A 10179-nucleotide genomic window follows, 5' to 3' on the forward strand; every position below is an offset into this window, starting at 1 on the left:
GTTTAAGGGGTGATAAAGATAGGTTTAAGGGGTGATAAAGATAGGTTTAAGGGGTATATGAATAGATAGATTGTTGACTATTTAAAATATATGACATATAACCTAGTTAAATGAATTAATAAGCTTCATATCATGACAAATAACAATAAATTAGTTGTTAAAGATAATGCTCTTATCGATGCTTCTTTTAACTTATCACTCATAGAGCAACGTATTATGCTCTTGGCCATAGTTGGAGCTAGAGAGTCTTCTAATCTCACGCCAGATACACCAATAGAAGTGCTTGTAAGCGACTACATTCATCAATTTAAAGTGGATAGTAATAATGCCTATGGCTTGCTCAGAGAGGCAGCAAAAACACTAAAAAGAAGGGAGTTCAGTTATTTAGATAGATATAAGGGCCTAGAGGCTCTTACTACAGCAAATTGGGTAAACAAAGTGACCTATGTAGATTCTAATGGTCTTATTGTTTTATACCTTAGCAACGAAGTTATCAGCTTAATTAGCCGATTAAGCGAACAATTTACCAAATATCATATAGAGCAAGTATCTGATTTTAGAAGTAAATATAGCATAAGACTATATGAGCTATTAATTAAATGGTTGAATGTAGCAAAAACTGAGAAATATAGTATTAACAATCTTAGATCAAAGTTAGGTCTTGACGCGACTGAATATTCAACAATGTCTAACTTCAAATCCAACGTATTAGACAGAGCAGTAAGTGAAATTAATAAACACACTGATATTACCGTTGACTATGACCAATTCAAAAAAGGACGAGTTATCACTGACATTCAATTCAGAATTAAATCGAAAGTTAGGCCATCTCAACAAGAATTAACTAGAACGCCCCAAACAGCATTCCAACAAATGACAGATGCTCAAATCAATATGTTTGGCAATCAGCTTTCACGACTACCTGAATTTTCAAACTTAGCAAATGGTAATGAAAGCTATGAGAGCCTAGCCGCGAAAATCAAAGAAATGCTAAGAGATCCAATACAGCAAAAACAGTTTTTGCCTCATCTAAAAAACTTAGGCTTTAAAGCTTGAGTGTATTGGAGAATACACATATTGTATTCTCTAATACGTTTTCAAAATACACAGCAATACACTATGAATACAGCTACAAAATACAGTGTTAGTGATGCTGCAACCCTGTATAAAAAATCTCGAGCTACGCTATATAAAGATATAAAAAACGGTGTGTTAAGCCGTGACCACGATGGTTTTATAGATTTTTCAGAACTTCTTCGTGTCTATGGAGAACCTTTTGGAGTAAAACAAGTAAAACGTATCGATACGTCTCCAATACAAAATCAAAATACATCTGAATACACTGATAAAACAGTTGTAGAACTCAAAAACCAAATTGATTTTCTAAAAAAACAGTTAGAAAAAGCCGAAGATCGTGAAGCCAAGGCAAATGCTCGTATAGATACACTGCTGACACTCATTGAAATGAAGCCCCCACAATCCAATATGACTACGTTTACCGATCAGAAATCTGCTCCAGATATAGCAACAGATCCTCGGTCAGAACCCGAGCCGAAAGATGACGGATTGCCTACTCCAGTCGAAACAGAAAATAAGCGTATTCCAGTGCCAGAGCATATAGAACCAGAGCAGCCGAAAAGAGGCTTTCTCAGTCGCTTTTTCTTACCGAATGGGTGAGAGCATTGTTGACTGTAGCTAATCAAAATTGTGGAAGAATGGTTAAATACTAGGCGTGGAACGTGAAGAATCCATAAAAAAGCCCGATCTGGGTTGATTGGGCTGAGTAAAATTACTTAAGGTATTGATTTAAATTAAATTAACAAATTGACTTCGCATAAGAGATTTTATGTTAAATAGGGGTAATTAAAGATTGAATTTCAACCCCATTTTCATCAACTAATTCAATACCAACTGCTTTTAAACGATCTATAGGATCACCTGTTTTCAAACACCATCCATTAGGCATATTTGTTTTTAATCCTGAAAATTTAGTATCTAACTTTTTCTGTTCTTCATAGGAAATATGGGCTACACCAAGATTTCTTTGTAGAATTTTGGAGAGTTCAGCATCTGATAATTCATTGCTTTCAATTAATACCCATAAGTTGTTAAAGACATAAGCCATGGGAACAATATGTTCTTTCCATGGCTTAATAGCCATTGCTGATTTATTATTAAAAATATTCTTTGAGTATCCTTTAAAAAGCAGTTCATTTTCTGGATGAAATAAATGCTCCATTAATCTGGAGCTATATCCCCATGGTTTATTAATGTTTTCTTGAAGAGTGATAATGTTTTTTACATGTTGAATGATTAAATCACACGTGCTCTTAATATATTGATTAATATGTTCTTTTTCAGTCATGTTGGTTTTCCAAAAAATTACTGCTACCTTAGCGATTTTATTATAGTGATAAAATGAGTAATCTTAAGAAAGTTATTTTAATCCAAACAGATATTACAACATTCGCTGTACAGGCTATCGTTAATTCAGCGAATAAGTCTTTGCTTGGTGGCAGTGGGCTTGATTATATCATTCATAAAAAAGCAGGACCTTTGATGAAGACTGAATGTATTCAACTTCATCAAGAAAAAGGCGGGTGTTCAACTGGACAAGCAGAAGTTACTACTGCTGGAAACCTGCCTGCCCAATATCTTATTCATGCTGTTGGGCCAAGATGGTTAGATGGTGAGCGTAATGAGCCACAATTGCTTTGTGATGCTTATAGTAATGCGATTATGAAAGCTAACCATGTTGGTGTAAAAACTATTTCTTTTCCAAACATCAGTACAGGTGTTTATGGTTTTCCTCGCCAACTGGCAGCCGAAATTGCAATTGGTACCATACTTTCAACACTTCCCCAATATGACTGTGTTGAAGAAGTATTTTTTGTATGCCGAGATGATGAAAACTATTTAATTTATAAGGAGATACTTTCTAACATTAACGACCCAAAAATAAAAATACAGATTGAATAAATTAAATTATAGATAGCTCATATAAGAATCCTGCTACCAGTTTGGCTAAAAGCTCATGATCTTCTTGGGATTCAACGATATCAACCATTAAATCATCTAAACCCGTGTGTTCTTGAATGGTCACACCTTGGATTTCAAGATAAGTTAGCATCACTGCTAGCCCTGTTCTTTTATTTCCATCGACAAATGCATGCCCTTTAGAAATTGCAATACCAAACCATGCAGCAATTTCAAAGATATCACTCACATTACTGTAATACATTTGCTGATCTATACGGTTTAGGACGCTTTCCAGTTTCTCAATCTGGCAACCAGATCGACCTACACCTGTTTGAAGCAAAATCTCGTCATGTACAGCAATTACGAATGTCGAACTAATCAAGCTCATTTATAAGCTAACTCTTGTATTTCTGCTTTATGTTGCTGGATCACTCGTCTAGCACTATGCATAACAACTCGTTTAGTTGCTTCATCATTACTAAACTTTATAGGTAAAACTTGTCCAGAAACCTTTTCACGACTAGATACTTGTTCAATATTATAATCTTTAAGACGTTTTCTCATATCGCTTACCATTCTAAGAGTGATCGTGTGTATTTTAACGCAAGTTTGTTGATCTAACAGTAGTGTTGGTCAAATTTGATAGTGTGAGTCTTTTTTTAGCACCGATTGTTCTGGATTTAAATTAAAAAAATCATAGACTTTATTAATTTTTGATTTATATAACAATGTCTTATCCAAATAAATAATTGATTTTTCTTTGTTGGTATCAAAAATTACTCGACCTCTTGGGATCTGTTCATACTCATAGTTTTGTAGTTCAGAATACTTTTCTTGCAATGTAATCCAATATTCAATATGTGTATATGGGCTATCAATCAGGCCAATAGAGTCTGCTTTCGTAATATTAAAGGAATGTGCAATACCAATGACTTGATTATTCCAGTACCAAAAGATCCCTATTTTCATTTGTCTTTATGCCTAGTTTTAAGTTCAACTAAAATTAATATAATACGGATTATCCGAAAATATTCAGACAATAAAAAACCCCGACATCCTGTCGGGGTTTTTCGTATTTGGTACTAGGGTCAACTCCTGTCATCCCTCGCGTCCTGTCGCTGATCTTATTGTTGTTATGTGGAACATCCTGTTTTCGATGAACTCATCATAGGAAATTGAGCTGAGTATGGCTATTGGCAATTTTCTTGAATGGCTGTACGCCAAAACGTACATGATTTTATCAGGGATTTATCCCGATATTTGTCCGCAGGAAATGGGGATAATTTCAGAAATGGAGGCCCTGAGAAATCAGGAAAAACTGAAATTTTGATTATTTTTTAACCGATTTTATTGGCTAAAAGTGACAAAATTGCTTAAAAAGCAGCCGACTTGTTTCGGAGTCGGCTTTTTACCTATTTTTTAGTCATGACTAATTTTTTAAATATTTGAAAAATAAAAACTTTTTATAAATGATTTCGTATAACCACCATTATGTTAAATAAACAAGCAAATACGCGAAAATTTTTATTTTACAGAAAATTAGTATCGTACATAAATCTTACTTGAAAGAAGGAGGAGCCCATATTTCACCACTAAGCTCTTCTTCGACTTCGTCATATATCGTATTTGTTGTGACAACAGTAAGAGTCTTTTCATAAGAGCCTAACGTAACACTTTCCTCAAGAGCTTTAAGACTATGATTAGTATCTATCCATTCATTAAGATAAATTTCTCTTTTCAATATCTCAATGGAAACTATATTTTTACTAGGAAAAACACTATTTTTTGCATAAAGGCATTGACCAAATTTACGTAATTCTTTGGTGCTGAAAACTGCATCGACAAAGCCATTCGAACTAATAACTAACATTGCTGGCGTTTCAGTGAGTTCAATATATCTTATAGCGGTAGATGTTAGAGAGGTATTAAAAATACTAGCCAAAGATTTGATAGCTTCCATACCATCATTATATTTATACATTTCTTGCTCAAATATGGATTTAGGCATTAATAAGCACGTAGAGAAATAGTCAGCCTCTCTTTCATATTTATCCTTACTACCAATGCCTGCATTTGAAAAATGTGCATCATTTTTTAAAATATTTTCAGGATGTTCTGGTAAAAAATAATGTCCAAATTCATGTCCGATACTAAACCTTTGATAAGGAATATTATTAATTGAAGAGGCATAATAAATCATAAAATTATTACCGCTTCTAATAAGAGCCCCAGAGATGCCATGGCTTGTCTGAGATTGTGTTTTTATCTCAATTCCAAGTTCTTCACCTAATCTAAAAAGATCTATCTCAGGATCTAGAAAATCATAAACTTGCCTAATCTGAATAGCTTCTTTTTCAATAAATTGTTTAACATTATTAGACATTATTTTATTCAAGATATTAAAATAAATAGTTTATTTATTTCTTAAAGATTCTGCAAATCTTCTAATAGTTTCTCTATCACTATCTGTTAAATTTTGAAGATCTCTAAATAAAGTATCTACATTAGAATCTTCGAGATTATCAACTCTTCCTAATAAATAATCTGTAGATACATCTAAGGCTGTTCCTAGTTTTCTTAAATTATCAAAAGATGGTTTCCTTGACCCAGCTTCCAAATGTGAAATTGAGGTAGATGGAATTTTAGATTTTTCAGCCAGTTGAGATTGAGTAAGTTTACGTAACTCTCTTATCTCTCTTAAGCGTTCAGGAAACACATAGGTTTCATTAGATAGATTATTCATAGTTTTATTCTACTGTTTATATTCTTATATTTCCATAATAACTCGTAAAAGAAAAAAAATGTTGACGATCTCGACAAGTAGTGTTAAAAATATTCTCGACAACACAAACTTGTCGAAATCGACAATATTATCGGAGTTTAACATGGCTAAAGCGCCAATAGGTACAACAGCATCAACAGGTCAAACATGTCCTGAAAGTGGCGTCTGGAAATCTCTAGACACTCCATCTACAACAGCACCAATTGCTAAGGGAAATCGAATGCCCCCACACAATGGTAATGCCGTTACATGGAAATTAACTCAATACGCATAGGAGAAAAATATGTCGTTAAAACCTGGTCAAAATACTGGACGTGATGGTGGTATTTATAGAGAGCAAGGGCCTCGTGGTGGATTAAGAGATAACTACTCTACAATTCCTGATCGTACGATTGCTCCACCAACATCAAAACCAAACTCAAGCTGGGTTCGTGTAGAACGTACACCAGATAGTAAGCGATGAGTGGTTAGGGACTGTTGAACTAGTTTGGCAGTCCTTTTTATTTAAAAAAAGGAAAAACAATATGTTACCACCTAAAAAATATATTAAAAAAGCTACAAAACAAGGCGTTATAACAACTATCCTTTTAGGAGTTATTCCTTTTAGTTTTGCTTTAGGTCTTGATATATTTGCAGTTGTTAATAATGAAAGTCATGAATTAATTAACTTTAATAATATGATGTCTAGCCTTTTACCTACCAATCATACTTACATAAACATACTGGTATGGCTTTCTGGAATATATACTATCCCTTTGTTTTTTATTGTTATAATAGATAAAAATTTCAAAAGAAAAATTATAACACCCAATTGGCTTAAGAATTTCATTCTTAATTTTGAACCTGCTCTATCTACTGTTTTCAGCTTTATGTTTATAGCATCTTCAACATTTTTTACTTTAGGTGTTTTACTTAGCTTTAGCAATTTGGGCATTTCTTATGGATTAGGCTTTATTACTTTAGGCTTTATTTTATTCTGTATACCTACTTTAGCATTAGCAGGCATGCTTGAGCTTAAGGATTCTTTTTTTACAACAGTAAATTAAGACCAATTTCTAACTAATAAATAAACGTATTAATTAAAAAAGAGGATCTTATGTTCACATTTGGAATTGGTATTTTTTCATTTATTGGTGCTTTACTGTTCCTTGTATTTTACTTTGGAAATATAGGAACCAGAAAAATTGTAGCATGGGTTAAAAATGAAGATACAACGATCAAAGAAAAAGTTTGGTTCATATCTATTTTAATGATTATTCTAGGCTTTTTCTTTGGCTCTTGGATTCAAGGCTATTGGGATGATATAACACCATGTGTCAGTTACTTAGGTGATGTAGCCAAATGTATCTTTGACTTTAGACAACATAAGAATTACTAAAATACCTTTATCGTATTTAAATCTAAAGGTAGCTATGAACTCTAATTCTGTAAGGCATTCATAGCTCGCCATTTCATCATTAACACCTCATCTTCCTCCTCAAAACTCGACTCACCTGAAGCAATCCGTTCAATCATCGCATCAACATCGGCTTGACTGGCATCAATCACATGCTGCTCAAATGAATGCTCCACAATCCCTTGCGTTGCCTTAAACGCTGCCCGAATTCGCTCTGCATCTACATTCTTTTTCATACTTGGCCACGCTGCTCTGATTTATAACTTGGATGATCTTTTAGATAGGCAATAAAACTGTCCAAACGTTTGCTATCCAATCGTGATTCATCAGGATGATCCACATGCTGTAACGAGTTTTGGCCTAAAAGAAACTGCTCAAACTCTGTCTTAAAATACTCTGGAATATCAGCTACTAGAACATAGCTATCATCTGATTTCAGTTGATGCCGTGGGATCTGAATCAACTCAAGTAAATGTTTCTTCCACAATAGACTGGCACGAAGCTGATCATTCACTGGATGATGGGAATCATGTGCAGCTGCACGTTGATCGTCAAATAAACCCTCAAGAATTTGTTTTCCAGTCTTCATACGACCTCCAAAAGTTTTATTTAAAACCTCACAATATCCCTAGAACCATGATGGCGTATAACTATCATCACGATCTAGATCTTGATTTTTACGCTGCTCTAAAGCTTGGTTGTACTCCTTTTGGTAGATCTGGAGCTTGTTAAATTGCCGAATCTGTTGAATGGTGTGCTTCTGTGCCTCAACTTCAAGCTGAATCATCGGATCGGCACTTTTCAACTTCCATCGGTAGATCTGTGGGACATCCTGCAATTGCGTTCCGTACTTCTGGTTAAATTCCTGATTGGACAAATAACTCACTCGATTTGGAACAACAATCTCCATACCCTCCAGAATCACGGTTTTCATCGGTGCATGCATTTCCAAAGCCTGATTAATCAGCTGCTCAGTTTTTTCTCGAAAGGCTTTGACCTGATCACGGCCAAAGCCCAACGCATCAGCCGTTAATTTCTGTGCGCCACCCTTGGTGGGATTCTTTGGACGATACTGCTTAAAAAACTGTTCTGGTGGTCGTTCAATCCCATCGGACAGACTACGTTCAGAATACATCAGATGCAAATGCGGTTGATCCTCACCTGTCAGCTCACTCGGATGATTATGCACCGCTGCGGTATAAGGGAACTGATACTGATCAGCAAATTCCTGAATAAAGGCCTCGACCAATTCTTTACGTTGCTGTTTCGACAATTCTTTTGGTAAAGCCACAGTCAAGGTTGAACTGGTTCGACCTCGAGCAATCTCATAACGATCCGCACTATGCCAAAAGCTTGCAGGCGCATCGACAGCCCAAGCAGGCATATTTCCAGAACGCACAAACTCCAGTTCCTCATCGGCCTTTTGCTCGGCAAAATGAGCCGTCCGAGTCAGATAATGGAAGGTGTTCTTGGAACTGGAATCCTTCTTCACATTGTGCCGAATATTCATGTAAAACATGCCGAATTCACCTGAGATCCAATTTGCAAAGGAGGCTCTCCGCAGGAGCGAGGAGGAGTGTCTTTTTTTGACAATAATCGCTTTAGCGGTTGTTGTCAAAAAAAGACACGGAAACGAGATAAACTATTTTTTATGCATAGCAGAAAAAATAGTTTAAACACCAACAACATGACGCTAACATGGTCTCAATCCAAGGCAAAATGAGATCCAAATGGCAGGACGCAAAGCGTTAGTTCTCACCGCAAAAGAAATCAACGAACTCGGCTCGCATATCCTCAATCTACCGTTCAAACGTCGAGTTGAAGAACGTTGCCTGCACATGCTCAAAAACAAAAAAAGTCTTCAGGATCTCAATGAGCAAGACCGACAACTGATCCAGAAATGTCGCTATGAACGCAATGCCTACAACAAACGTATGCTTCAGCTGCAACTGATCCAACAGACAGAAGCTGCCAAACGCAATGCACTGGAACAGAATATCCTCAAGCTCCATCAAAAACATGACATCGATGCCTACTTTGCAATGCACGATGCACTGGATGAGATCCTCAAAACGCAACGCCATCAGACCGCAGCGAAAAACCTGAATCAGAAAATAGAAAAAGCGCTGAATCCAGAACAACAAAAGGAAAAACAAAGCCAGAAACAACAGAAAAAACGAGAAGACCAGATCAAATACTTTATCGGCTCACTCTATCTAGGCGTTTTTGAACGAGCAAAGTTTCAAATAACCCACTCCAATCAGGACTTGGACAACCTGAAAACCTTATTTCGTATGGCCTTGATCGGTAAAACCATGCAACAAACCAACAAAGATCTACAGACAGTCACCCAAGAAATTTCCAATTCAAGCCAATATCAAGAAATTGAACGATTTATACAAGAAGCCAAACAAGACCCAAGAAACCCATTCAACAAAACATCAGAGGAATGAACAAACATCAAGTTTAAACGCTGTATTTTCGCCATAGTACGATCATTTCAAACTAAACTAGAGATCAGTGCCCAAAAAACAAAAAAGTGCCTCTAAACGCAAATAGAAGCAAATGACACCGCATCTATAAACGATAAGAACGGCTTAACCAAGCGAGTGTCTACGAGCGACATCCCCAAAATTCGCGCCTCGGCCCTCTGAAAAACTGCTTTTTTAGGTTGATTAACCTAAAAAAGTGAAGTTTAGATGCATAAATTTGAGCCTAGACCGAGCGAAGCGAGCATAAAGCTCTATGAGCGAAGCGAATTCCGAGTTGCTTTTGCTCTTGTCTTTGCTTTTTCTCAAATTCACAACGAAAAGAACCAAAAAATTGCCCCCCGAATCGAGCGAAAGCGAGATTCAATAGAGTTTGAGCGTAGCGAAAACCAAGGGCAATTTTGATCAGATTAGGCTTTTAATTATTTTAAATACTTTTAAATGCTTTTAGACAAGCTGAAAACCTTTGTTTGCAATAGTTTAAGGGGTGATAAAGATAGGTTTAAGGGGTGATAAAGATAGGTTTAAGGGGT

General features: G+C 35.8%; 17 protein-coding genes. 8 read left to right on the forward strand and 9 right to left on the reverse strand.

Annotation, left to right across the window (positions count from 1 at the left end; all coding sequences use genetic code 11):
• Positions 1-132 precede the first annotated feature (132 nt).
• Entirely contained in the window at positions 133-1056 is a 924-nt protein-coding gene (gene repM, locus F907_RS17465; protein WP_016651000.1) for a replication initiation protein RepM, read from the forward strand.
• Positions 1057-1119: 63 nt separating this feature from the next.
• Positions 1120-1677, forward strand: a complete 558-nt coding sequence (locus F907_RS17460; protein ID WP_016651001.1) for a plasmid replication DNA-binding protein — start codon at positions 1120-1122, stop codon at positions 1675-1677.
• A gap of 172 nt (positions 1678-1849) precedes the next feature.
• Here the strand turns inward: F907_RS17460 and F907_RS17455 are convergent, their stop codons facing one another.
• Complete coding sequence (locus F907_RS17455; RefSeq protein ID WP_002125020.1) at positions 1850-2365, reverse strand: hypothetical protein; 516 nt, start codon at positions 2363-2365, stop codon at positions 1850-1852.
• 53 nt (positions 2366-2418) lie between these two features.
• Here F907_RS17455 and F907_RS17450 point away from each other — a divergent pair, with 53 nt between their 5' ends.
• A complete protein-coding gene (locus tag F907_RS17450; RefSeq protein WP_002125033.1) occupies positions 2419-2979 on the forward strand; it encodes a macro domain-containing protein in 561 nt (186 codons plus the stop codon).
• Between the two features lies 1 nt (position 2980).
• Here F907_RS17450 and F907_RS17445 read toward each other — a convergent pair whose 3' ends face one another.
• The 3 genes from F907_RS17445 to F907_RS17435 all read right to left on the reverse strand — a co-directional run bounded on the left by F907_RS17445 (position 2981) and on the right by F907_RS17435 (position 3948).
• Positions 2981-3367 (reverse strand): type II toxin-antitoxin system death-on-curing family toxin, encoded by a 387-nt coding sequence (locus tag F907_RS17445; protein ID WP_002125026.1) that lies wholly within the window; start codon positions 3365-3367, stop codon positions 2981-2983.
• Entirely contained in the window at positions 3364-3543 is a 180-nt protein-coding gene (locus F907_RS17440) for a hypothetical protein (RefSeq protein WP_026441249.1), read from the reverse strand. The genes F907_RS17445 and F907_RS17440 overlap by 4 nt, the downstream gene beginning before the upstream one ends.
• A 69-nt stretch (positions 3544-3612) precedes the next feature.
• Entirely contained in the window at positions 3613-3948 is a 336-nt protein-coding gene (locus F907_RS17435; RefSeq protein WP_002125021.1) for a hypothetical protein, read from the reverse strand.
• A gap of 217 nt (positions 3949-4165) precedes the next feature.
• On the opposite strand from F907_RS17435, the gene F907_RS18985 reads away from it, so the two are divergent.
• A complete protein-coding gene (locus F907_RS18985) occupies positions 4166-4309 on the forward strand; it encodes a hypothetical protein (protein WP_016651002.1) in 144 nt (47 codons plus the stop codon).
• 228 nt (positions 4310-4537) lie between these two features.
• Here the strand turns inward: F907_RS18985 and F907_RS17430 are convergent, their stop codons facing one another.
• Both F907_RS17430 and F907_RS17425 read right to left on the reverse strand, forming a co-directional pair.
• Positions 4538-5362 carry an ImmA/IrrE family metallo-endopeptidase gene (locus tag F907_RS17430; protein WP_016651003.1) on the reverse strand — a complete coding sequence of 275 codons (825 nt, stop codon included), beginning with the start codon at positions 5360-5362 and terminating at the stop codon, positions 4538-4540.
• Positions 5363-5392: 30 nt separating this feature from the next.
• On the reverse strand, positions 5393-5722 hold the full coding sequence (locus F907_RS17425) for a helix-turn-helix domain-containing protein (protein ID WP_016651004.1): 330 nt from the start codon (positions 5720-5722) through the stop codon (positions 5393-5395).
• Positions 5723-6044: 322 nt separating this feature from the next.
• Here F907_RS17425 and F907_RS17420 point away from each other — a divergent pair, with 322 nt between their 5' ends.
• The 3 genes from F907_RS17420 to F907_RS17410 all read left to right on the forward strand — a co-directional run bounded on the left by F907_RS17420 (position 6045) and on the right by F907_RS17410 (position 7139).
• The gene (locus F907_RS17420; protein WP_016651005.1) at positions 6045-6224 is read left to right on the forward strand and encodes a hypothetical protein; all 180 of its coding nucleotides are present in this window, start codon (positions 6045-6047) and stop codon (positions 6222-6224) included.
• 61 nt (positions 6225-6285) lie between these two features.
• A complete protein-coding gene (locus F907_RS17415; RefSeq protein WP_016651006.1) occupies positions 6286-6807 on the forward strand; it encodes a hypothetical protein in 522 nt (173 codons plus the stop codon).
• Between the two features lie 50 nt (positions 6808-6857).
• Positions 6858-7139 carry a hypothetical protein gene (locus tag F907_RS17410; protein WP_016651007.1) on the forward strand — a complete coding sequence of 94 codons (282 nt, stop codon included), beginning with the start codon at positions 6858-6860 and terminating at the stop codon, positions 7137-7139.
• Between the two features lie 41 nt (positions 7140-7180).
• On the opposite strand, the gene F907_RS17405 is transcribed toward F907_RS17410, so the two are convergent.
• Genes F907_RS17405 through F907_RS17395 form a run of 3 tightly spaced genes read right to left on the reverse strand, consistent with a single transcriptional unit; the run spans position 7181 to position 8676 of the window.
• A complete protein-coding gene (locus tag F907_RS17405) occupies positions 7181-7393 on the reverse strand; it encodes a hypothetical protein (RefSeq protein ID WP_016651008.1) in 213 nt (70 codons plus the stop codon).
• Positions 7390-7746 carry a hypothetical protein gene (locus F907_RS17400; protein WP_016651009.1) on the reverse strand — a complete coding sequence of 119 codons (357 nt, stop codon included), beginning with the start codon at positions 7744-7746 and terminating at the stop codon, positions 7390-7392. Before F907_RS17400 ends, F907_RS17405 begins: the two co-directional genes overlap by 4 nt.
• A gap of 39 nt (positions 7747-7785) precedes the next feature.
• Entirely contained in the window at positions 7786-8676 is an 891-nt protein-coding gene (locus tag F907_RS17395; protein WP_016651010.1) for a MobA/MobL family protein, read from the reverse strand.
• 211 nt (positions 8677-8887) lie between these two features.
• Here F907_RS17395 and F907_RS17390 point away from each other — a divergent pair, with 211 nt between their 5' ends.
• Positions 8888-9610 carry a hypothetical protein gene (locus F907_RS17390; RefSeq protein WP_016651011.1) on the forward strand — a complete coding sequence of 241 codons (723 nt, stop codon included), beginning with the start codon at positions 8888-8890 and terminating at the stop codon, positions 9608-9610.
• The last annotated feature ends 569 nt before the right edge of the window (positions 9611-10179 follow it).

Origin of the sequence: Acinetobacter colistiniresistens, assembly GCF_000413935.1 — a bacterium.
Classification (GTDB): Bacteria; Pseudomonadota; Gammaproteobacteria; order Pseudomonadales; family Moraxellaceae; genus Acinetobacter; species Acinetobacter colistiniresistens.

Excerpts from the sequence above, each read along its gene's own strand:
- F907_RS17425 (WP_016651004.1), bottom strand. The coding sequence starts at position 5,722 with ATGAATAATCTATCTAATGAAACCTATGTGTTTCCTGAACGCTTAAGA.
- F907_RS17455 (WP_002125020.1), bottom strand. The coding sequence starts at position 2,365 with ATGACTGAAAAAGAACATATTAATCAATATATTAAGAGCACGTGTGAT.
- F907_RS17460 (WP_016651001.1), top strand. The coding sequence starts at position 1,120 with ATGAATACAGCTACAAAATACAGTGTTAGTGATGCTGCAACCCTGTAT.
- F907_RS18985 (WP_016651002.1), top strand. The coding sequence starts at position 4,166 with ATGGCTATTGGCAATTTTCTTGAATGGCTGTACGCCAAAACGTACATG.
- repM (WP_016651000.1), top strand. The coding sequence starts at position 133 with ATGACAAATAACAATAAATTAGTTGTTAAAGATAATGCTCTTATCGAT.
- F907_RS17420 (WP_016651005.1), top strand. The coding sequence starts at position 6,045 with ATGTCGTTAAAACCTGGTCAAAATACTGGACGTGATGGTGGTATTTAT.
- F907_RS17410 (WP_016651007.1), top strand. The coding sequence starts at position 6,858 with ATGTTCACATTTGGAATTGGTATTTTTTCATTTATTGGTGCTTTACTG.
- F907_RS17430 (WP_016651003.1), bottom strand. The coding sequence starts at position 5,362 with ATGTCTAATAATGTTAAACAATTTATTGAAAAAGAAGCTATTCAGATT.
- F907_RS17405 (WP_016651008.1), bottom strand. The coding sequence starts at position 7,393 with ATGAAAAAGAATGTAGATGCAGAGCGAATTCGGGCAGCGTTTAAGGCA.
- F907_RS17435 (WP_002125021.1), bottom strand. The coding sequence starts at position 3,948 with ATGAAAATAGGGATCTTTTGGTACTGGAATAATCAAGTCATTGGTATT.
- F907_RS17400 (WP_016651009.1), bottom strand. The coding sequence starts at position 7,746 with ATGAAGACTGGAAAACAAATTCTTGAGGGTTTATTTGACGATCAACGT.
- F907_RS17415 (WP_016651006.1), top strand. The coding sequence starts at position 6,286 with ATGTTACCACCTAAAAAATATATTAAAAAAGCTACAAAACAAGGCGTT.
- F907_RS17395 (WP_016651010.1), bottom strand. The coding sequence starts at position 8,676 with ATGTTTTACATGAATATTCGGCACAATGTGAAGAAGGATTCCAGTTCC.
- F907_RS17390 (WP_016651011.1), top strand. The coding sequence starts at position 8,888 with ATGGCAGGACGCAAAGCGTTAGTTCTCACCGCAAAAGAAATCAACGAA.
- F907_RS17440 (WP_026441249.1), bottom strand. The coding sequence starts at position 3,543 with ATGAGAAAACGTCTTAAAGATTATAATATTGAACAAGTATCTAGTCGT.
- F907_RS17445 (WP_002125026.1), bottom strand. The coding sequence starts at position 3,367 with ATGAGCTTGATTAGTTCGACATTCGTAATTGCTGTACATGACGAGATT.
- F907_RS17450 (WP_002125033.1), top strand. The coding sequence starts at position 2,419 with ATGAGTAATCTTAAGAAAGTTATTTTAATCCAAACAGATATTACAACA.